Source organism: Luteimonas sp. e5 (genome assembly GCF_054031035.1).
Genome location: NZ_JBSTRX010000003.1, coordinates 417,171 through 436,607 on the forward strand (window position 1 = coordinate 417,171; position 19,437 = coordinate 436,607).

Here is a 19,437-nt window from a genome sequence, read left to right on the forward strand (position 1 = left end):
ATGTCAGACGTCGATGGTCATGATCTTGCGGCACAGGCGATAGCCGAGGTACTCCATCACCGCGCAGATGCCGATCACCAGCCAGCCATGCCAGGAATCGAACATCGGCTGCATGGTGTCGGAGTACATCAGGGTCAGGTAGGCGATCAGCATCACCGGCAGCAGTGCCATCACGATGCCCTGCAGTCGGCCTTGCGCGGTCAGCGCCTTGACCTTGTTTTCCATGATCAGGCGCCGCCTCAGCGTCTCGGCCAGGGTGGACAGGCTCTCGGCCAGATTGCCGCCGATCTCGCGCGAGATGTTCACCGCCGAAACGAACAGCTTGGCGTCGACGATCGGCACGCGCTCGCTGAAGTGCTCCAGTGCCTCCTCGGTACGCACGCCCATGTGCTGCTCGCGCAGCACCAGCGCCAGTTCCTGTGCCAGCGGTGCCTGACCATCCTTGACCAGCACTTCCAGCGCCGGGGCAAACCCCACCCCCGCGCGCATGCTGCCGGCCAGCATCTGCAGCGCATCGGGCAACTGCTCCTGGATCTTGTTCAACCGCCGCTGGCGCATCCACACGTACAGCTTCTTCGGCAGCACCAGCAGCAGCACCAGCGCGATGCCGGCAAAAAGCAGGCTGCCGGTGAACAACAGCACCAGCAACGGCACCACCAGCAGGGCGACGCCATTGAAGATGAACAGCTGCGTGGTATCCATGAACATGAACATGTCGGCGAGGTTCAGCCGCGCCTGGTCCATGAAGTTCTCGCGGTAGCGCGCCATGAAGGTTTCACTGGCGCGCGCCACCAGGAACATCGCCAGTGCGATGCAGACGAACACCGCGATGCCGATGACCCAGGGCGACATCAGCGTTCCTCCACCTGGTTCTTGAAGATGTCGAGGTTGACCGCCACGCCGCGCTGGGCCAGGTCTTCGTAGAACTCCGGCACCGCGCCGGTGGCGATGAAGCGGCCTTCGACCTTGCCGTTCTGCCCGTGATAGGTGCTGGGCTTGAACAGGAACACGTCCTGCATCTGGATGGTGCCGCTTTCCACCCCGGTGATCTCGGTGATGTGGCTCACCTTGCGCGAGCCGCAGGGATAACGCCGCTGGTGCACGATCAGGTCGACCGCCGAGGCGATCTGCTCGCGCACCACCACCATCGGCAACTCCATCCCCGCCATCATCACCATCACCTCCAGACGGGACAGCGTTTCCCGCGGATTGTTGGCGTGCGCGGTGGTCAACGAGCCTTCGTGGCCGGTGTTCATCGCCTGCAGCATGTCCAGCGCCTCGCCGCCGCGACACTCGCCGACCACGATGCGGTCGGGGCGCATGCGCAGGGCATTCTTGACCAGGTCGCGGATGGTGATCTGGCCGCGCCCTTCCATGTTCGCCGGGCGCGCTTCCAGCGCGACCAGATTGGGCTGCACCAGTTTCAGTTCGGCGGCATCCTCGATCGTCACCACGCGTTCGTGCTCGGGGATGAAGTTCGACAGGATGTTGAGCAAGGTGGTCTTGCCCGAGCCGGTACCGCCGGACACCACGATGTTCTTGCGCTCGCGCACGGCGATGATGAGGAACTCCAGCATCTGCCGGTTCAGCGAATCGAACTTGATCAGGTCCTCGCCGACCAGCTTGCGCTTGGCGAACTTGCGGATGCTGATGCTCGGCCCGCGCAGCGCCACCGGCGGAATCACCGCGTTGACGCGCGAGCCGTCCTTCAGGCGCGCATCGACCAGCGGCGAACTTTCGTCGATGCGCCGGCCCAGCGGCGTCACGATGCGCTCGATCGCGGCCAGCGCGGCACGCTCGGTGGTGAACGTCACTTCTGAACGCTGGATGCGTCCATCACGCTCGACGAAGATCTGGTCATGCGCGTTGACCATGATCTCGGTCACCGTCGGATCTTCGATCAGGTCTTCCAGCGGCCCCAGCCCGATCGCCTCGTCCAGCACTTCCTTGGCCAGCTTGCGCGGGTTGATGCTCTTGGGCAGGTCGGCGAAATCCTGTTGCAGGATCTCGCTGATCAGGTTGATGGTGGTATCGCGCAGCGATTCCTCGCTCATGCTGCGCACGTCCACCCGGCGCAGGTCCATCTGTCGCACCAGCGCCGCATGCACGCGGCTGCGCCACAGGTTGACCTCCGCCTCATCCACGCCGGCCTTGGTCAATGCGATGGCACCCCCCGCAGCCGGCTCCTGGCCGGACGCCGCCACGGCCGCATCGGCCACCGCGGGCTGCGCCGCCGGAGGCGCTGCTGCAGGTGGCCGTTGCTCGCGCGTGCGCTCGCTGTTGCTGCTCACGCTCAGACGGTAATCGCCGATCTGGATCAGGTCGTTGGCCGAGATCGGTCCATGCCGTTTCACCACCCGCGTGCCATTGATCAGGATCGGTGCCTTGCCCCCCAACGGCAGCAGGTAGACGCCGGTTTCGTCCTTGCTCAGCGTGGCGTGCTTGGCGGCGATGGTCCAGCCTTGCAGGATCACCAGATTGGCATCGTCACGCCCGATGCCGCACTCGGCATGCATGCATTCGATCCTTCGCCCCTCGCCACCGGGCACCTGGATGTCGATCTTGAACATCTCAGCGCTGCCTCTGGATCATGCGCTGCTGGCGCCGGCTGGTGCTTTCTTCCAGGCTGCGGCGGATCTCCTCGCCACGCTGCAGTCCGTCCTGGTTCTCCTGCGATCCGGGCATCACCACCCGCGGGGTGACGAACACCACCATTTCGGTGCGGCTGCCGCGGAAACCGTCGGAGCGGAACAGGCGGCCGAGGATCGGAATGTCACCGAGGAACGGGAACTTGTCCGCCGACTTCGCCGCATTGGTATCGACGAGGCCGGACACCACGATGGTTTCACCTTCGCGCACGTTCAGGTGGGATTCGGTGCGCCGGGTCAGCAGCCCGGGCACGCCCTGCACCGTCACCGAGGGATCGATGCGGCTGACCTCGGCCATGATCCCGGTGGAGATCTCTCCACGCTCGTTGACCACCGGCTGGATTTCAAGGCGCACGCCGTATTCCTTGAACATGATCGTGTTCTGGCCAAACGGCCCCGGAACCGGAATCGGCACCTCGCCACCGGCAAGGAACTTGGCCGACTCGCCGCTCTTGGAACTCAGCTGCGGCTCGGCCAGGATCCATGCCTTGCCCTGGCTCATCAGCAGGTTGATGCTGGAGGCGATCGAGGTGGCGATACCGAAGTAGGCCTGGGTGCCGGGCAAGCGCGTGGGCAAGGTGTCCTTGAGGTCCTGGAAGGTGTCATCGCCCTTCGGCATCACGCGGAAATACGGGTTGGTGGTGGTGTCCTTGATCAACGCGCCCAGCGGCCCGGCAATGGCGGTGTCCCAGCGGATGCCCAGCTCTTCCAGTGCATTGCGGTTGAACTCCATGATCTTGACGTCGAGCCGCACCATCGGCTTCATCGCCACCGGATCGGTGGTGCCGAGATTCACGATCTGCGGATACAGCTTGCGCAAGGCGTCAACACGTTCGACCAGACCCTGATCCAGATCGCGGCCCGACACCACCACGTTGGCGCCGATCGCCGCGACCGTGACCCGCTCGTCCGCCAGCAGTTCGCGCACGGTCCGCGCCAGCTGGCTGGCACTGCCGGTGGACACGCTGACCGTGATCGAGCGCTGGCTGCCATCGGCCATCCACAGGTGCATGTTGGTTTCACCCGCGGAGGTGCCGATCATCACCACTTCGTTGCGACCGACGGTATGCACCGCCAACACGTCGCCATTGCCGATCGCCACGCGGCGAATGGTGCCGCTCACGCGATGCACCCGCGCTTCGCCGGCATACAGGTCCACGTGGTCGGGCATCATGCTGGCCTGCGAGGCCACGGCCTCGCCTGCAACTGTCCGCGAGCTGCGCGCGGGAAGCTCCTGGATCATCGGCTGGCCGATGTTGCGCAAGGCCTCGCCCAGCTTCTGCTCGGCCGAAGCCGCGGCCTGTGCTTCCGGTGGCGCCTGCTCGGGACCGGCATACGGCATTTCCGCCGCCCACACCGGGAGCGGCAACGCAAGCAACGCGATCAGGCATGCGCTGCGCAAACGGCGACGCGTCCGCGCACGTGCGGCACGGGATTCAACGTGTTTCATGTTCAACCTTTGGAACTTCCGATGATGAATTCAACGCTGCGCACCGCACGGCTGCCGGCACTGCGCCCGGGCATGCCCTCGCCCAGCGAGTGCAGCAGATCGCGCTCGGTCAGGCCGTTGGCGGTACCGGGCGAGTCGTCGTCGAGCTTGCGCAACAGCACGCGCAGCGCACCGGCCTTGCTGGCCACGGCCAGTTGCTTGGCCTGGTACTGGTCAAGTTCGAGCGTGAGCGTGGAATAACCGTCCTGCTCCTCGTCGCTGCCGCTGCCGTGCACCGCGTCCCTCACCTTGACGCCGGTGGCGAGCACGCGGATTTTCTGCAACAGCGGGAACAGCCGTGCGCCACGCCTGTCATCGGCACCGGCGCTGCCATCCTTGAGGAAGAAGATGTCGATCCAGTCGCCGGGGGCGACCATGCCGGAGATCGAGTTGTTCTCGTCGACGCTCAGGTTGTAGGCAACCTTGCCCTCGGGGATCAGACTGGAAAACGTTTCGTAAAGCGGTACCAGCGCACCGCTGCTGATCGGCACCCCGCCGCGGATGTCCGCACGCAACATGCGCCCGGTGAAGCGATCGTAGTTCTCGGGTGTCAGTGCGTTGCTCGGCACCAGGTCGGCCGGAACACTGCGCAGGGAAAGCATCTCCGCGGTCAGCACGGTGCCGGCCGGCAGGTCGTCGTTGGGTACCGCCACGTCGACGGTCACGGTGTCGTCGCGGGTTTTCTCGGCCACCGTTTTCTGCACATAGGTCATCGCCAGCATGGAGGCGATCCCGGCCAGCACGACGGCGCCGATGATGTACAGCAGGTTGCGGCTTATCTTGGGTTTCTGCATGGAAGTCAGCGGATCAGGTGAACGGGATGGAAGAAAGGGAAATGGCGTAGACGAAGGCCTCGTAAACCGACTTCATGGCCTCGACCAGTTCGGTGATCACGTCCGGCCGCGCCAGCAGCACGATCACGACGGCCGCCAGCACCACGGTGTATTCGACGACCGCCTGACCGGTCTGCCGCCTGTTCGAACTTTTCATGCATTCAGTCCTTGCGGATCACCATGACCATGGTTTCCCGCTCGTTGCGGATGGTGGTCACCGATGCCTGTCGGTCGCCTTTCTGGTAATGCGCGACACAGGTTTCGCTGCTCACGCTGCAGCGCGCACCGGCACTCGCGTCGGCATAGCCTTCGCGCAGGTACTTGCGCCGATAGAACTGCTGGTTCTGGTACGGCGAAAGGCGGTTGCCCATGCGCAGGGTGGCCGGATGACCGGCAATGTCGCGGTACACGATTTCCTCGTACACGCGGGTATCACCCGGCTTTTCGAAGCCCTGGCCGGCAGGCCTGGGCTGGCGCGCGGGCATCTTCATGATCCCGATCTGGCCTTCGGTGCGCCCGGCAAGCGCCGACAATTCCACGGTGACGAAGTGCGAACCCTGCATGTAGCCGAGCACGGTCTTCTTGCCGATGCGGTTTTCCACCAGCTTGTCGCCACGACGGCGCCGATAGAAGTCGAGCACTTCGGCCAGCGGTTGCTGCAGACGAACGCGATAGGCCTGCATCTGCAGCCCGTTGTAGCGCATGTCGCTGGACACCCATTGCACGCGCGCCCCTTCCGGCAGCGGCACGTCGACCCAGCCACTGGCCGCCAGCGCCGACGGCATGGCAGCCAGCATGCCGAGCGTGACCAGCACCGCGGCGGCGGCTGATTCAAGGCGAGCGCGGCGCATAACGCTTCAGCCTGTCTTCGGGCACGATGTCCGGCTCGACATAGCCGAGGTCAAGGTCATCGAGCCTGCCGATGATCGGCAGCGGGATGCTGCCGATGGCATCCAGGCCGCGGTTGATCTCGCGCAGGTTGCTCGCCGGCACCAGGGTGTCAACCTGGCGCATCACGCTGCGCCGATGGTTGCTGCCGGTCTGCCCGACGCCGCTGCCGGCTGCGTTCCAGGCATCCACGAACAGCACTTGCCGCCCGTTCATCTGCAGGCCGAGGTTGTCGAACGGCGCCAGATAGCGTGCCGGCTGACCGTCTCGGCCTTGCAGATTGCGCACATCGATGCGCGTGGTGACCTCCACGTAACCGTTGCGGTTGGGCGGGAACTCGCCGGGCAACTGGCTGGGCAGTGCCCCGAAAATCCGCGCCAACAGACCGGGCCCTTGCCGTTCACTGGCACCGGTCACGTGCAGGTCTTCGCGCAACACCAGCTTGCGCCCGGAGAAGGTGTTGAGCATGAGCGACTCGAACTCGTCGCCCTGATCCTGCTCCGGCGTGCTCCTGATCGGCCGGTCGGCACGCGCAAAGTTGCGATCCACCGCCTGCGCCCGCAGTTGCTGCGCGCTTTCCAGCGAATGCGAATCGCTGGCGGTCATCGCCCATGCGGCGTTGCGCGTGGCCTGTTGCGACTGTTGGCGGATATGGCCGTACTTGGCGACGATCGGAATCAGCAGGAACAGCGGCACCAGCACCACGCAGGCGACCGCGAACTCGGCCATCGCCTGACCGCGCTGGCGATAACGGGTATTGGCGGGCGCTTTCATTCGGCCCCCCTCGCCGCTGCCTGCCATTGCGAGGCATCCAGCGGCTGACCGAGCTCGATCGATTCGACCTTGAATTCGCAATGTCGCTTCTCCTCGGCCTGGACGTGCTCCAGGGCCAACGTCGCTTCGACGCCGGCATCGCCGGTCATGGCGCAGTTCTCATGCACGCGCACGTCGTCCACGAACCCGAGCTGCGGGGCGTCCAGCAGGCAAAGCCGGTTTCCACCCTTCACCCAGACCACGCAGGGCTGGCCCAGCACGGTCTTGACGCCCTCCCGGGTCCAGCCCGCGGCGATGTTCTGCTGGTGGATCGATGCCAGCGTGTCGGCAGCAACGGGATGGATCTCCCAGCTCGCATCCAGTCCATCGACGGTCTTTTTCTCCTGCAGGGAGAACTGGCAGGACGCCGCAAGGCTGTCGCCCGGTGCCGATGCCAGTTCCCAGCCATGGGTCACGACCACGTTGCGCTGCGCGTCCATCCAGCGCTCGTAGTGCTGCTTGCCGAGCTTTTCGACGTCACTGTCCGAAAGCGGCTTGACCCCGAGGCCGGCGGCCTGACAGATGCGCACCCTTTCGTTGTAGCTGCGGATCGCGTCAGGGTCGCCATCGGCACGTACCCAGCGACCCCAGTACACCGCATGCAGGCTGTTGCCCTTGCCGGAGTTTTTCCCCGTGCCCGTATCCGTGCCGCTGGCGATATCGGCATCGACAGCTGCCGCAGGCGCCTGCGCCGAGCAGGCGGCCAGCGCGGCAGCCGCCGCAATCAACGGACCGAAGATCCGCGCCTGTCCTGCAGTCATGGCATCACCCCGCCGACCAGGTTGAATTCGTTCTTGATCGCGTCGGGCGTATCCACCAGCCGCGCCTGCCAGTAGGGGCTGAACAGGCTGCCCATCTCGTAACGATCATCGCGCCGACCGCGCACGAAGCGCTGGAACATGCGGCCATCGCGGAAGTGCAGCGGACGGTTGAAATAGACCTGTGCGCTGGACAGCGCCTTCAACCGGTTGCCGCGGCTGCCGTCGGGCATCTCCATTCGCCCCGCAGGCATGCCCTCGATGCGATCGCTGGTGCGCACCTGGCTGCTCCGGGTCTCCACTTCGACGGTGAACACGGGACCTTCGCCCGGCGTCGTGGCCCGGTCGCGGCGCAGGTCGTGGTAGTCGTGTGCGATGCCGTTGTTGTAGCCGGTGAAATACGCATGCTGGCGCTGGCCGCCGACCAGCGAACCGCCGGGATCCCTTTCCGCCAGGCGTGCGGCCACATCCCGGCTCCGCAAGCCGCCATAGGCAGGCAAACGCCGGCGCTGGAAGTCCGAATACCAGCCGCGGCCATTGTCCATGCCGGGGAAAAACGGTGTCGTGGTACCCCAGTTCCTTGGCAGAGCCTGCGCGCCCGCCCAGCCAACCGGAATCTTGAAATCGATCACCCACAGATCGACTTCGAAATTGTTGGTGTCCACCGCCGACCAGCGCCGGTAGTCCACCATGTCGGTGCCGCCATAGGCGCGGAAGCCGAAAATGCCGAACAGCATCGCATCATCACGCCGGGAAACGGTGAATCGGTCGCGCGATTCCATCACCAGATTGCGGTAGCGCTCGCCGCCGGTGGAAACCGCACCCCGGGTACCGGGGACCTTGAACTCTTCCAGCCAGTCGGATTTCGAGGCTTGGACCTGCTGCATCAGTCTGGCCATCGAGTGCGTGGATACCTGCGCCTGGGGCGAGTTCCTCTCCACCACGTCATTCGCCACGAACAGGGCATCGGCGGTGGAAACGTAGTCGATCGCGATTTCCGCGGTATGCGCGTAACCGCTGTTGAGTTGATCCAGAAGCGTGATCAACGGGTCGGACCCTTCACGCAGGACCTGGCGCAACGGGCGCATCACCTGGCGATCGGCGATCCTGGCCACGCGCGCCAAGGCACGGAAAGCGGCCCCCACATAGGGCACCGTGCTCAATATGTTGGAGACCAGCTCCACGTTGTAGGCGGTGACGTTGATCTGCGTCGCCCACGAATTGAGGCTGACCAGCTGCGCCACGGTGACTTCATTGGCGATGCGACCGCGATTCATGTACGCCGCCGTGTTCCAGGCGCGCGCCTGCTGCACGGCGACGCTGTAGGCGGCGGCATCCGCGGTATTAGTCAGCTCGACCTTCTTGTTGACGATCTGGCCGGTGTTGAATACCACCAGCAAGCCGATGCACAGCACCAGCAGGAAGATCAGCACCAGAGGCAGGGACTGGCCCCGCTGCTGGCGGCGATGCACGCACGTTGTGTTCATGGCAAGCCCCGGGGGAAAGGCTCGCGCCCGGGGCCGGCATCCTGCCGACCCCGGGGCGGGGGTATTACTTGGCTTCGTTGCCGTTGTAGCTGTTCAGGCCCTTCTTGGCATCGGACTGGGCCTGCGCCTCGCCCGCCTGATTCTTGGCACGGTTGATCTGCTGCTGGGTCTTGCTGGTTTCACCCGCCAGTTCCTGGGACATGCCCGACATCTGCGCACGGATGGTGCCGCCGAACGCGGTGAACACACCGATCGCGGCGATCGCGATCAGCGCCACGATGATGATGTACTCGGTCATGCCCTGGCCGCGTTGCCGGCGGCCGCCAATGATGCGGAAGTTGGTTTTCATGATGAGTCCTCGAGGAGCAGTATTGGGGGATCTGTGCCAATCGCGCACAGGCCTCGGACTCTAAGCAGCTGTTGTGACAGTTCGATTTATCCGTTGACAGCACCGTGCCGGCTTGCGGCACGAAGCGCCAACGACGTGCCGCAGAACGTGCAGGTCAAGGCATGCCCTGACCTGCACGGGCACTTCTGCGCGATCAGCGCTTGACCAGTTCGACCCGGCGGTTCTTCGCCTTGCCTTCCGCGCTGGTGTTGTCGGCCACCGGCTGGCGATCACCGAAACCCTCGGCGGACAGGCGCCCCTCATCGATGCCGCGCTCGACCAGCAAGGCCACCACCGCGCGCGCGCGGCCTTCGGACAGCTGCTGGTTGTGCGCCGCATCGCCGCTGGCATCGGTATGCCCATGCACGCCCAGACGCAGCTGCGGATCGTCCTTGAGCAAGGTGGCGACCTGCTCGATCTGCGGCATGGAATCGGGCAGCACCTCGGTCTTGTCGGTGGCGAAGTTCACCTGCAGCGCGACCTTGCCCTGGGCATCGATCTGCTTCTTCAACTCCGATGCCGGCAACAGCTGCGCGCTCTGCCGGAACGTGCATTCCTGGCCCACGATGAAGCCGCCGCTGCGCGCATCCACCGCCAGGTGCAGCCAGATGTTGCCGTCTTCGCGGCGCACCAGGTAGGTGCGCACCGGATCGCTGTAGACCGGGCCGAGGCCGTGGATGAAGCCTTGCGTGATTTCATCGCCCCAGGTGTCGATTTCCTGCGCCGGCACCCGGCCCTCGGAAACCTTCACCCCGCCCATCTGCTCGATCAGCGCATCGAAGTTGCGCACCACTTCCAGTGCGGAGAATTCACGCCCGTCTTCGGCATAGAAGGTCTGGCCGTGGAAGCGCCCTTCGACCCAATGCGCCTTGCCATCGATCCAGAACGGGAAGCGGGCAAACTCCTTGTCGGTGCGGCCATAGCGTTCGTTGCTGTAACCCGCAGGCAAGGTCACGTGGGGGAAGTCGCCCAGCGCAACCGTCGACACCGGCACCTTTTCGATATCGAAGCCGGCGGCGGCGGTTTCCGCTTCGCTCGGGGTCGCCGCTTCGGTCGTGGCGACGGGCGGGGCCTCGACCGCATCATCGGCCTTGTTGCAACCGGCCAGCAAGGACAGGGCCACGGCGGTGGCGCTCAGGAGGGGAATCGGTTTCATCATCTTTCCTCGGCATGGGCCGGTCGGCGAGCACCGACCGGCTGGAACAACCCGGTACGGGCGCTGACTCAGCGACCCTGCGCCTTGAGCTTGGCTTCGAGCTCGGCGGCGGCTTGCTGCAACTTCTTGATCTGATCGGGATCACCCAATTGCCGCATTTGTGCGCAGCTCTTCTGTGCCTTCGCCGGATCGCGGCTTGCACGTGCCTTGGCTTCTTCCAGGCTGCCGCGATAGACCTGCTCGACCTCGGCTGCGGAACCACCCTGCGTGGTCGCTTCCCTTTTCAGACTTTCCAATGCGGCATCGGTTTCACCCGACTTGGCGAGGCCACAGAATTCGGTCATCGCCGTCATCGCCGCGGCCAGCTTGACCATTTCCCGCGCCTGCGGCGGCAACGCCACCTCGGTGTCCGCCGGGTCGGTGGTGTCCTGTGCACCGGGGGTTTGTGCGACAGCCGGCGCCTCAGCCGCGGCTGCGACCGGATTGACGGCGGGGGCGGAGTCGGCCTGCTGGCAGGCCATCAGCATCAGCGGGGAGAGCAACAACAGCATCGATCGCATGGGAGTCAGGCTCCGGTTCGGGGGAGCGCGGAGTCTAGCAAGCGACCATGGCAGTCCGATGGCGTCAGCTGCGCATGCCGGTGCCGCGTTTGAGCAGCCACAGGCCATAGCCGCCAAGCAGCACGATGAACACGCCCATCAGCACGAACGCCTTCCACACCGCCACGTCGGATATGCCCAGAAGACCGTAGCGGAACGCGTTGACCATGTAGAAGATCGGATTGAGCATGGTCGCGGTCTGCGCCCATTCGGGCAGCAACTTGACCGAATAGAACACGCCGCCGAGATAGGTCAGCGGGGTCAGGATGAAGGTCGGGATGATGGCGATGTCGTCGAACTTCTTGGCATACACCGCGTTGACGAAGCCGGCCAGCGCGAAGATGATCGCGCCCAGCAGCACCGAGGCGATCATCACCAGCGGATGCGGCACCCGCACCGGGGTGAACAGCATGGCGATGCCCATCACGATCGCGCCCACCATCAGCCCGCGCAGCACCGCACCGGCGACATAACCGGTGAGGATGACCCAGTTCGGCATCGGGCTGACCAGCAGTTCCTCGACGTGGCGGCCGAACTTGGCACCGAAGAAACTGGAGCTGATGTTGCCGTAGCTGTTCTGGATGATCGACATCATCACCAGCCCCGGGACGATGAACGCCATGTAGTCCACGCCATCCATCTGCCCCACGCGCGAACCGATCAGGCCACCGAAGATGAGGAAATACAGCGTCATGGTGATCGCCGGCGGAATCAGGGTCTGCGTCCAGATGCGCAGGATGCGCATCACCTCGCGGCGTGCGACGGTGCCCAGCGCGACCAGGTCGGCATTGCTCATCCCCGTGCCTCCGACGGTTCGGCGACCATGCGCACGAACAGTTCTTCCAGCCGGTTGCTGCGCGTGCGCATCGAGCGCACGCGGATGCCGGCAGCGTCGAGCGCGGCGAATACCCGGTTCAGATCCATCGCGCGCGGCATGTCCAGCTCCAGGGTGTGGTCATCGCGCGCGGCGAGCTGCGCGCCTTCGATCAGCGGCAGCGTCGGCGGCAGCGTGTTCTCCACGTCGAGCACGAAACCCTCCACGTCCAGCCGCGCCAGCATCGATTTCATGCTGCCTTCGGCGACGATCTCGCCGTGGTCGATGATCGCCAGATTGCGGCACAACGCCTCGGCCTCTTCCAGGTAATGCGTGGTGAGGATGATGGTGGTGCCCTCGGCATTGATGCGACGCAGGCTGTGCCACATGCCGCGGCGGATCTCGATGTCCACGCCCGCGGTCGGCTCGTCCAGGATCAGCAGGCGCGGCCGGGTCATCATCGCGCGGGCGATCATCAGCCGCCGCTTCATGCCGCCGGACAGGGTGCGGCTCATCACCTCGGCCTTGTCCCACAACTGCGCCTCGCGCAGCACCTCTTCGGCACGTGCCAGTGCCTCGCTGCGCGGCATGCCGTAGAACCCCGCGTAATTGACGCAGATGTCCAGCGGCTTTTCGAACATGTTGAAGTTGATTTCCTGCGGCACCAGGCCAAGCTGGCGCATCGCCGCGCTGCGCTCGCGTCCGATGTCGATGCCGAACACCGCGACTTCGCCCGAGGTCTTGTTGACCAGCGAGGAGACGATGCCGATCAGGGTCGATTTGCCGGCGCCGTTGGGCCCGAGCAGGGCGTGGAAGTCGCCCGGCTCGACATCGAGGTCGATGCCCTTGAGGGCTTCGACACCATTGTCGTAGGTCTTGCGCAGGTTGCGTACGCGCAGCGCAGGCAGCGGGACGGAGTCGGACATGAACGGGACGGAATCGGCGAAGCCGCTAGTATAAGCATCCGTTTTTCACCGGCCGTCCGCGGCCGCGCGCCGCATGTCCTCAATGTTCCCCATCCGCCTGACTGCACGCCGCCTGGCGGCCCCGGGCGTGCTGCACCTGTCGTTCGTGCGTGACGATGGCCAGCCGCTGGACTACACCCCGGGCCAGTTCATCCAGATCCACTTCACCCTGGCCGATGGCAGCCCGGCACGGCGCAGCTATTCCTGCGCCACCCGGCATGACCACCATATCGAGGTCGGTGAAGCGGTCGAGTTCATCGCCAGCTGCGTGCCCGGCGGCGCGGCCACCGCGCTGTTCCAGGGCATGGCAGTGGGCGAATGCCTGCAGGCGACCGGCCCGCTCGGCCTGTTCACGCTCAAGCCCGAGGATGCCAATTCGCGCTACCTGCTGGTTGCCACCGGCACCGGCATCGCCAGCTACCGCTCGATGCTGCCGCAGCTCGATGCCCGCCTCGCCGCCGACGCCGAACTGCGCATCGTGGTGCTGCACGGCGTGCGCAGCCCGCAGGACCTGCTGTTCGGCGACGAGTTTGCCGAGTTCGCCCGCCGCCATGGCGCGCGCTTCCGCTACCTGCCCTGCTTCTCGCGGCAGATGCCGGAGGCCGACTGGCCCCTGGCCGATGCCGCCGAGGCGCACCAGGGCTATGTGCAGAGCGTGCTGCCCGAGCTGGCGCCCGATGCCACCGGCGACATCGCCTATCTGTGCGGCAACCCGCAGATGGTCGATGCCGGCGTCGCCGTGCTCAAGGAGTTCGACCTGCCGATGAAGCACATCCGCCGCGAGAAATACGTCAGCCTGAAATAGCGGATTGCGAAGCCGACCGGCAATGTCAAGGATGCTTGACACCCAAGTGCATGCGGCGTATCTTCGATGTCAAGCTCACTTGACACCGGGATGCGTCATGGAACAACGATCACGAAAACCGGCCAAGGGCGCAGGCGCCGGCCTGCTGGCCGTCGGCATCGCCTTCATGGTGCTCGCCTTCAGCGGACAGCCCGCCATGCTCGGGGTCGGCCTCGTCTTCCTCACCCTGGGCGTGGTGTTCCTCGCCCGGTCGCACAAGGAACCGTAACCGGTGACCCTGCGCCGCTTCATGTGGATCTTCGCCGCCATCGGCCTCGGTTCGCTGCTGCTGGCCGCGGCCGGCCAGTGGTGGCTCGGCTGGGGCCGCAACGGGGTCCACACCTGGCTCGCAATCGGCGCGGGCTATCTGCTCGGTGCCTTCATGTTCCTGCTGATGCCTCGCTGGTGGCGCGAGCACTGCGACGAAAGCTATGCGACGCCCGCCGGCCGCCGCTACGTGCGCGCGCTGCTGCCGATCCTGCTGCTGTATTCGCTCACCCTGTTCGCCTCGCTGTGGCTGATCAGGCGCGGCATCGAATCCCTGCCCCTGCGCGCGCTCATCGCCATCGTGCCGGCGCTCAGCATCGCCGGCTTGATGTGGGCCGGCTTGCGCTACCTGCGCGAGATCGACGAACTCGAACGTCGGATCGAAACCGAGGCGATCGGCGCCGCCGCGCTGCTGGTGTCTTTCGTGTATTTCGCCGGCGGGCTGCTGGAAAAGGCCAAGGTGATCGCGATGGATGCCGCGGTGGTCATGCTGTGGGTGTTCCCGCTGCTGATGCTGGCCTACGGCATCGCCAAGTTCCTCGCCGTGCGACGCTACCGATGAACAACCGCCTGCGTGAGCTGCGCGAAGCGCAGGGCTGGTCACAGGCAGCGCTGGCCGAGCGGCTCCAGGTGTCGCGGCAGACCGTCAATGCGCTGGAAACCGGCAAGTACGATCCATCGCTGCCGCTCGCCTTCCGCATCGCCCGCCTGTTCGGCCTGACCATCGAATCCATCTTCATCGACGAGGAATGACCACATGCACATGCCTGCACACCGGCGCGGCGCCATGCTGCACCTGATCCACGGAGACTACCGATGACCCGCCTGCTGCTCACCCTGCCATTCACCGTGATGCTGCTCGCCGGCTGCGGGCAAGCCGACCAGACCACGCGTGATACCCGACTCATGCTCGGCCAGCTTGCGTTCGAGCCGTGCTCGCTGGATGCGCCGCTGGGCCGCCCAACCGCGATCGAGGCGCAATGCACCACCTTCGAGGTGCCGGAAGACCGCGCCAATCCCGATGGCCGCAGGATCGGGCTCAACATCGCCTGGATCCCGGCGGAGAACCATGCCGACCCGGCGCCGGACCCGGTGGTGTTCCTTGCCGGCGGCCCGGGCCAGGCCGCAGTGGCGACCTTCCCCACCGTGTTGCCGGCATTCAAGGACGTGATGAAGGATCGCGGCATCCTGCTGATTGACCAGCGCGGCACCGGCAAGTCCAATCTGCTCAACTGCAAGCGCCCCGAACAGGAATCGCCAGCCGACGACCTCGCCGCCTACCGCGCCTACATCCAGGCCTGCATCGAGGAACTTTCGACCCGCGCCGACCTGCGTCACTACACCACCACCGATGCCGTCGCCGACCTCGAGGCCGTGCGTGAAGCCATCGGTGCCGACCAGCTCAACCTGATCGGGGTCAGCTACGGCACGCGCATGGCGCAGCAATATGCGCTGCGCCATCCCGGGCGCGTGCGCACCCTGACCCTGGATTCGCCGGTGCCGAACACGCTCGGCCTCGGCAACATCTTCGCGCGCAACCTCGACAATGCGCTGCAAGCCCAGTTCGCGCTGTGTGGCAAGGACCCCGTGTGCAGCGAACGCGTCGGCGATCCGCGCGCGGAGCTGCAATCGTTGCTGGCGCGCCTGCGCGCCAACCCGGTCGAGGTGACCTATCACGATGCCAATACCGGCGAACAGAAAGTCGGCACCCTCGATGGCGACAGCGTGGCCGGCCTGGTGCGCATGTACGCCTACATGCCGATGGCCGGTGCGCTGCTGCCGCAGCTGATCCACGAAGCCGGCCAGGGGCGCTACTCGGGATTGATGGCGCTGGTGGAAATGCTCAAGCAGGACATGGCCGATGCGATGGCGATGGGGATGCAGATGTCGGTCGTCTGCAGTGAGGACGAGGGCAGCTTCATGGCCCGCGCCGAGGACGCCGATACCGTGCTCGGCAACCGCCTGACCGAAGCCATGGGCAGTGCCTGCGAGTTGTGGCCCCGGGGTGCCAAGCCGGCCGATTTCAACACCCCGCTGACGGGCGAACTGCCGACACTGGTGCTGACCGGCGAATTCGACCCGATCACGCCGCCGGCCTACGGCGAGGAAATCGCCGCCACCCTGCCCAGGGCGCGTTGGTTCAACCTCAAGGGCCAGGGCCACAACGTGATCGGCGCCGGCTGCATGCCCAAGCTGTTCGCGCAGTTCATCGAAAAGGCCGATGCCACGGCGCTGGATGGCGCCTGCCTGGACCAGCTCGCCTACGTGCCGCCGTTCACCAGCCTCAATGGCTGGGAACCGTGAGCGCCCGCACCCACAAGGAACCCACTCCATGATCCTCGCCGAACACCTGCGCAAGACCTTTCCCGGCAAGGGCAGGAAGGCCGCCCCCGTGATCGCGGTGGACGATGTCAGCTTCACCGCCCACGACGGCCAGATCACCGGCCTGCTCGGCCCCAATGGCGCCGGCAAGACCACCTGCATGCGCATGCTTTACACGCTGATGAAACCCGAAACCGGCCGCGTGCTGGTCGATGGCATGGACGTGGCCCGCGAAGCCAATGCGGTGCGCCGCGCGCTGGGCGTGCTGCCGGATGCGCGCGGGGTGTACAAGCGCCTGACCGCACGCGAGAACATCACCTATTTCGGCGAGCTGCACGGGCTGTCCGCGGCCACCATCGCCGAACGCACCGCGCTGCTTGCCGACGCGCTGCAGATGGAGGACTTCCTCGACCGGCAGACCGAAGGCTTCAGCCAGGGCCAGCGCACCAAGACCGCGATCGCGCGCGCGCTGGTGCATGACCCGAAGAACGTGATTCTCGACGAACCCACCAACGGCCTGGACGTGATGACCACCCGCGGCCTGCGCCAGTTCCTGCGCCAGCTGCGTGCCGAAGGCCGCTGCGTGATCTTCTCCAGCCACATCATGCAGGAGGTCGCCGCACTGTGCGACCGCATCGTGATCATCGCCCAGGGCCGGGTCATGGCCGAGGGCACGCCGGAGGAACTGCGCGCGCTGGCCGGCATCGACAACCTCGAGGACGCTTTCGTGCGCCTCATCGGCAGCGAGGAGGGCCTGCACGCATGAACATGGACCTGCGCACCGTGTTCACGGTGATGAAAAAAGAGCTGCGCGACTTCCAGCGCGACCGCAAGACCTTCCTCATGACCATGCTGCTGGCGCCGCTGATGTACCCGCTGCTGATGCTGGGCATCGGCAAACTGGCCGAAGCGCGCACCACCACGCAGCTGGAAAAGGCGCTGACCATCCCGGTGGCCGGCGGCGAACATGCACCCAACCTGCTCGCGCACCTGGCCAGCCAGGGCATCTCCGTGCGCGCCGCCAGCGAAGCCGAGGTGGAAGCCGCGGTACGCAACCAGGACGAGGAGGTCGGCCTGGTCATCGACGCCGACTTCCGCCAGGACTGGCATGGCGGCAAACCGGCGCGGGTCGACGTGGTCACCGACTCCACGCGACGCAATTCCGATGTGCCCGCAGGACGCGTGCGCACGGCGGTGCAGGCCTATGCGCAGCAGGTCGGCGGTTTGCGCCTGCTCGCACGCGGGGTGAATCCGATGGTCGGCATGCCGGTCATGGTCGGCAACCGCGACATGGCCACGCCCGAAGCCAAGCGCGGCATCCTGCTGACCATGATCATGCCGATCATCCTGATGATCTTCGCCTTCATCGGCGGCGCGCATCTGGCCATGGACACCACCGCCGGCGAGCGCGAGCGGCAGTCGCTGGAGCCGCTGCTGGCCACGCCCGCCTCGCGCGGCGCGATCGTCAGCGGCAAGATGCTTTCGGCCGCGGTGATCGGCATCAGCGTGATGGTGCTGATCATGCTCAGCTTCAAGCTCAGCGCGGCGCTGACACCGGGCATCGGGCGCATGCTCGACGTCAGTCTCAGTGCCATCGGCAGCCTGCTGCTGGCCTTGCTGCCGCTGGCGCTGATCGGCACCGCCCTGCTCACCCTGCTCGCCGCCGGCTCCAAGAGCATGAAGGAAGCGCAGGTGCACATGACCTGGCTGATGTTCCTGCCGATGCTGCCGGCCTATGCGCTGATGGTGTATCCGATCAAGGACACCGCGCTGTGGCAGTACGCGGTACCGTTCCTGTCGCAGAACCAGTTGATCCAGAAGATCACCCGCGGCGAAGCGCCACTGGCGTCGCAATGGGCCGTGTACCTGGCCTGCTCGCTGGCGCTGGCGTTGGTGCTGTGGCTGCTGGCGGTGTGGCGCTATCGACAGGAGAAGCTGGCGATCTCGTCCTGAGCGCCTCGCGCAGGCCATGAACGAAACGCCCGGCCATGGCCGGGTGTTTCACTTTGCGCACGCGCTCGCGGCGCGATCAATTGTCCGGCGAGAAGCTGATGGTGCGGCGGCTGGTCACCGGCGCGGCCACCGGCTGGAAGCGCCAGCGCCGGACCGCGTTCAGGGTTTCGTTGTTGAACACCCGCGGCGGACTGGCATTGACCACCCGCGCCGAGGTCACCCGGCCATCCACGCCGACGGTGAACTCCACCTGCACCGTTCCGGACTGGCCGTTGCGCAACGCTTCCACCGGATACCGCGGCTGCGGTGTGCTGATCGCCACCAGCTCGCTGCTGGCGCGTGCAGGGGCGGGCGCCGGGGCCGGCTCCGCCGGGCGCGGGGCGGCAGCGGCGCGGCGCGCGGCTTCTTCCTGCTGGCGCTGGCGTTCGCGCTCGGCTGCCTCGCGCTGCGCCTGCCGCTCGCGCTCTTCCTCGGCGGCGCGCAAGTCGGCCACACGCTGCTCTTCGATGCGGCGCGCCTCCAGTTGCTGCGCCGCCTGCTGCTGCATGCGTTGCTGCTCCTGCTGACGCTGACGTTCCAGTTCCGCCTGGCGCGCGGCATTCTGCTCGGCATTGGCGGCATCGGCGCGGCGCTGCGCCAGGGTGTTTTCGGCATCGGCGATGCCCTGCTTCAGGCGCGGCAACGCAGGTGCGTTGGCATCGGTCTTTTCCAGCAATGCATACAGGCGCCGCGCCTCGGCGAAGTCATCGCGGGTGATCGCCTGCTCGGTGGCGATCAGGGTGTAAGGCTGCAGATCGACCAGCGCGCCGGTGACCCCGGCATCACCCGGCGCCTTGTCGCGCAGCGCCAAGTAATACTCCATCGCATTGTCACCGGCCGGCGCGTACAGGCGCTGTTCGCTGACGGCCTTGCCGGCCGCTTCGCGCAGCTGCTCCGGCGACATCGCCGCGACCTCATCGGACACGGCCTGTGCCGGCGTTTCCACCACCGGCTGCGGGGTGTCGGCACCCGCTTGCGGTGCCTCCTTCTTGCCGCAGGCCAGCAAGGCACAGGCCAGCGCGGCAGTCAGCGTCAGTCGCCCGAGGCGACGGCTCGAAGAAACGCGGTACGACATCGATTTTCCCCTGGGCAGCATCAGACGTGCATCATGCCGCATATGCGCCGACCATGTCTGCAGTTTGTCAACCTCCGGCACGCCCGGGTCGCCGCTTTT

22 protein-coding genes are annotated in these 19,437 nt (G+C 65.9%); 7 read left to right on the forward strand and 15 right to left on the reverse strand.

All coding sequences use genetic code 11. The annotated features are described in order from the left end of the window. Window positions 1-3: 3 nt before the first annotated feature. From ACW11F_RS11030 to ACW11F_RS11095, 14 genes are all read right to left on the reverse strand, one after another. Complete coding sequence (locus tag ACW11F_RS11030) at window positions 4-852, reverse strand: type II secretion system F family protein (protein ID WP_456996957.1); 849 nt, start codon at window positions 850-852, stop codon at window positions 4-6. Beyond that, complete coding sequence (locus ACW11F_RS11035) at window positions 852-2,570, reverse strand: ATPase, T2SS/T4P/T4SS family (RefSeq protein ID WP_456996958.1); 1,719 nt, start codon at window positions 2,568-2,570, stop codon at window positions 852-854. The genes ACW11F_RS11030 and ACW11F_RS11035 overlap by 1 nt, the downstream gene beginning before the upstream one ends. A 1-nt stretch (window position 2,571) precedes the next feature. Then, window positions 2,572-4,098, reverse strand: a complete 1,527-nt coding sequence (locus ACW11F_RS11040) for a type II and III secretion system protein family protein (RefSeq protein WP_456996959.1) — start codon at window positions 4,096-4,098, stop codon at window positions 2,572-2,574. A 2-nt stretch (window positions 4,099-4,100) separates the two neighbouring features. Further along, window positions 4,101-4,931: a Flp pilus assembly protein CpaB gene (gene cpaB / locus ACW11F_RS11045; RefSeq protein WP_456996960.1), complete on the reverse strand. Its 831-nt coding sequence runs from the start codon at window positions 4,929-4,931 to the stop codon at window positions 4,101-4,103. Between the two features lie 13 nt (window positions 4,932-4,944). Next, window positions 4,945-5,127 carry a hypothetical protein gene (locus ACW11F_RS11050; RefSeq protein ID WP_456996961.1) on the reverse strand — a complete coding sequence of 61 codons (183 nt, stop codon included), beginning with the start codon at window positions 5,125-5,127 and terminating at the stop codon, window positions 4,945-4,947. 4 nt (window positions 5,128-5,131) lie between these two features. Continuing rightward, window positions 5,132-5,821, reverse strand: a complete 690-nt coding sequence (locus ACW11F_RS11055) for a hypothetical protein (protein WP_456996962.1) — start codon at window positions 5,819-5,821, stop codon at window positions 5,132-5,134. Continuing rightward, a complete protein-coding gene (locus ACW11F_RS11060; RefSeq protein ID WP_456996964.1) occupies window positions 5,802-6,632 on the reverse strand; it encodes a TadE/TadG family type IV pilus assembly protein in 831 nt (276 codons plus the stop codon). Before ACW11F_RS11060 ends, ACW11F_RS11055 begins: the two co-directional genes overlap by 20 nt. Further along, window positions 6,629-7,432, reverse strand: a complete 804-nt coding sequence (locus tag ACW11F_RS11065) for a hypothetical protein (RefSeq protein ID WP_456996966.1) — start codon at window positions 7,430-7,432, stop codon at window positions 6,629-6,631. The genes ACW11F_RS11060 and ACW11F_RS11065 overlap by 4 nt, the downstream gene beginning before the upstream one ends. Beyond that, window positions 7,429-8,916 carry a TadE/TadG family type IV pilus assembly protein gene (locus ACW11F_RS11070; RefSeq protein ID WP_456996967.1) on the reverse strand — a complete coding sequence of 496 codons (1,488 nt, stop codon included), beginning with the start codon at window positions 8,914-8,916 and terminating at the stop codon, window positions 7,429-7,431. Before ACW11F_RS11070 ends, ACW11F_RS11065 begins: the two co-directional genes overlap by 4 nt. A 64-nt stretch (window positions 8,917-8,980) precedes the next feature. Next, window positions 8,981-9,265, reverse strand: coding sequence for a pilus assembly protein (locus tag ACW11F_RS11075; protein WP_456996968.1), 285 nt, complete (start codon window positions 9,263-9,265; stop codon window positions 8,981-8,983). Between the two features lie 193 nt (window positions 9,266-9,458). Continuing rightward, on the reverse strand, window positions 9,459-10,460 hold the full coding sequence (locus ACW11F_RS11080; RefSeq protein ID WP_456996970.1) for an OmpA family protein: 1,002 nt from the start codon (window positions 10,458-10,460) through the stop codon (window positions 9,459-9,461). Window positions 10,461-10,528: 68 nt separating this feature from the next. Next, the gene (locus ACW11F_RS11085) at window positions 10,529-11,020 is read right to left on the reverse strand and encodes a hypothetical protein (protein ID WP_456996971.1); all 492 of its coding nucleotides are present in this window, start codon (window positions 11,018-11,020) and stop codon (window positions 10,529-10,531) included. 64 nt (window positions 11,021-11,084) lie between these two features. After that, the gene (locus ACW11F_RS11090; protein ID WP_456996972.1) at window positions 11,085-11,855 is read right to left on the reverse strand and encodes an ABC transporter permease; all 771 of its coding nucleotides are present in this window, start codon (window positions 11,853-11,855) and stop codon (window positions 11,085-11,087) included. Next, window positions 11,852-12,799 (reverse strand): ABC transporter ATP-binding protein, encoded by a 948-nt coding sequence (locus ACW11F_RS11095; protein WP_456996973.1) that lies wholly within the window; start codon window positions 12,797-12,799, stop codon window positions 11,852-11,854. Before ACW11F_RS11095 ends, ACW11F_RS11090 begins: the two co-directional genes overlap by 4 nt. A 112-nt stretch (window positions 12,800-12,911) precedes the next feature. On the opposite strand from ACW11F_RS11095, the gene ACW11F_RS11100 reads away from it, so the two are divergent. From ACW11F_RS11100 to ACW11F_RS11130, 7 genes are all read left to right on the forward strand, one after another. Continuing rightward, on the forward strand, window positions 12,912-13,643 hold the full coding sequence (locus tag ACW11F_RS11100; protein WP_456997102.1) for an FAD-binding oxidoreductase: 732 nt from the start codon (window positions 12,912-12,914) through the stop codon (window positions 13,641-13,643). Between the two features lie 97 nt (window positions 13,644-13,740). Beyond that, complete coding sequence (locus tag ACW11F_RS11105; protein WP_456996975.1) at window positions 13,741-13,911, forward strand: hypothetical protein; 171 nt, start codon at window positions 13,741-13,743, stop codon at window positions 13,909-13,911. A gap of 3 nt (window positions 13,912-13,914) precedes the next feature. After that, window positions 13,915-14,511, forward strand: a complete 597-nt coding sequence (locus ACW11F_RS11110; RefSeq protein WP_456996976.1) for a hypothetical protein — start codon at window positions 13,915-13,917, stop codon at window positions 14,509-14,511. Further along, a complete protein-coding gene (locus ACW11F_RS11115; protein ID WP_456996977.1) occupies window positions 14,508-14,702 on the forward strand; it encodes a helix-turn-helix transcriptional regulator in 195 nt (64 codons plus the stop codon). Before ACW11F_RS11110 ends, ACW11F_RS11115 begins: the two co-directional genes overlap by 4 nt. 63 nt (window positions 14,703-14,765) lie before the next feature. Then, window positions 14,766-16,253, forward strand: coding sequence for an alpha/beta fold hydrolase (locus tag ACW11F_RS11120; RefSeq protein WP_456996978.1), 1,488 nt, complete (start codon window positions 14,766-14,768; stop codon window positions 16,251-16,253). 28 nt (window positions 16,254-16,281) lie between these two features. After that, complete coding sequence (locus ACW11F_RS11125; protein ID WP_456996979.1) at window positions 16,282-17,037, forward strand: ABC transporter ATP-binding protein; 756 nt, start codon at window positions 16,282-16,284, stop codon at window positions 17,035-17,037. Further along, complete coding sequence (locus ACW11F_RS11130) at window positions 17,034-18,224, forward strand: ABC transporter permease (RefSeq protein ID WP_456996980.1); 1,191 nt, start codon at window positions 17,034-17,036, stop codon at window positions 18,222-18,224. The genes ACW11F_RS11125 and ACW11F_RS11130 overlap by 4 nt, the downstream gene beginning before the upstream one ends. 76 nt (window positions 18,225-18,300) lie before the next feature. On the opposite strand, the gene ACW11F_RS11135 is transcribed toward ACW11F_RS11130, so the two are convergent. Then, window positions 18,301-19,338, reverse strand: a complete 1,038-nt coding sequence (locus ACW11F_RS11135) for an energy transducer TonB (protein WP_456996981.1) — start codon at window positions 19,336-19,338, stop codon at window positions 18,301-18,303. Window positions 19,339-19,437 lie beyond the last annotated feature (99 nt).

Bases quoted from the DNA above. Each gene is read 5' to 3' on its own strand.
- ACW11F_RS11090 (WP_456996972.1), bottom strand. From the start codon at position 11,855: ATGAGCAATGCCGACCTGGTCGCGCTGGGCACCGTCGCACGCCGCGAG.
- ACW11F_RS11040 (WP_456996959.1), bottom strand. From the start codon at position 4,098: ATGAAACACGTTGAATCCCGTGCCGCACGTGCGCGGACGCGTCGCCGT.
- ACW11F_RS11060 (WP_456996964.1), bottom strand. From the start codon at position 6,632: ATGAAAGCGCCCGCCAATACCCGTTATCGCCAGCGCGGTCAGGCGATG.
- ACW11F_RS11125 (WP_456996979.1), top strand. From the start codon at position 16,282: ATGATCCTCGCCGAACACCTGCGCAAGACCTTTCCCGGCAAGGGCAGG.
- ACW11F_RS11095 (WP_456996973.1), bottom strand. From the start codon at position 12,799: ATGTCCGACTCCGTCCCGCTGCCTGCGCTGCGCGTACGCAACCTGCGC.
- ACW11F_RS11085 (WP_456996971.1), bottom strand. From the start codon at position 11,020: ATGCGATCGATGCTGTTGTTGCTCTCCCCGCTGATGCTGATGGCCTGC.
- ACW11F_RS11030 (WP_456996957.1), bottom strand. From the start codon at position 852: ATGTCGCCCTGGGTCATCGGCATCGCGGTGTTCGTCTGCATCGCACTG.
- ACW11F_RS11055 (WP_456996962.1), bottom strand. From the start codon at position 5,821: ATGCGCCGCGCTCGCCTTGAATCAGCCGCCGCCGCGGTGCTGGTCACG.
- ACW11F_RS11070 (WP_456996967.1), bottom strand. From the start codon at position 8,916: ATGAACACAACGTGCGTGCATCGCCGCCAGCAGCGGGGCCAGTCCCTG.
- ACW11F_RS11115 (WP_456996977.1), top strand. From the start codon at position 14,508: ATGAACAACCGCCTGCGTGAGCTGCGCGAAGCGCAGGGCTGGTCACAG.
- ACW11F_RS11075 (WP_456996968.1), bottom strand. From the start codon at position 9,265: ATGAAAACCAACTTCCGCATCATTGGCGGCCGCCGGCAACGCGGCCAG.
- cpaB (WP_456996960.1), bottom strand. From the start codon at position 4,931: ATGCAGAAACCCAAGATAAGCCGCAACCTGCTGTACATCATCGGCGCC.
- ACW11F_RS11130 (WP_456996980.1), top strand. From the start codon at position 17,034: ATGAACATGGACCTGCGCACCGTGTTCACGGTGATGAAAAAAGAGCTG.
- ACW11F_RS11120 (WP_456996978.1), top strand. From the start codon at position 14,766: ATGACCCGCCTGCTGCTCACCCTGCCATTCACCGTGATGCTGCTCGCC.
- ACW11F_RS11080 (WP_456996970.1), bottom strand. From the start codon at position 10,460: ATGAAACCGATTCCCCTCCTGAGCGCCACCGCCGTGGCCCTGTCCTTG.
- ACW11F_RS11065 (WP_456996966.1), bottom strand. From the start codon at position 7,432: ATGACTGCAGGACAGGCGCGGATCTTCGGTCCGTTGATTGCGGCGGCT.
- ACW11F_RS11035 (WP_456996958.1), bottom strand. From the start codon at position 2,570: ATGTTCAAGATCGACATCCAGGTGCCCGGTGGCGAGGGGCGAAGGATC.
- ACW11F_RS11135 (WP_456996981.1), bottom strand. From the start codon at position 19,338: ATGTCGTACCGCGTTTCTTCGAGCCGTCGCCTCGGGCGACTGACGCTG.
- ACW11F_RS11050 (WP_456996961.1), bottom strand. From the start codon at position 5,127: ATGAAAAGTTCGAACAGGCGGCAGACCGGTCAGGCGGTCGTCGAATAC.
- ACW11F_RS11105 (WP_456996975.1), top strand. From the start codon at position 13,741: ATGGAACAACGATCACGAAAACCGGCCAAGGGCGCAGGCGCCGGCCTG.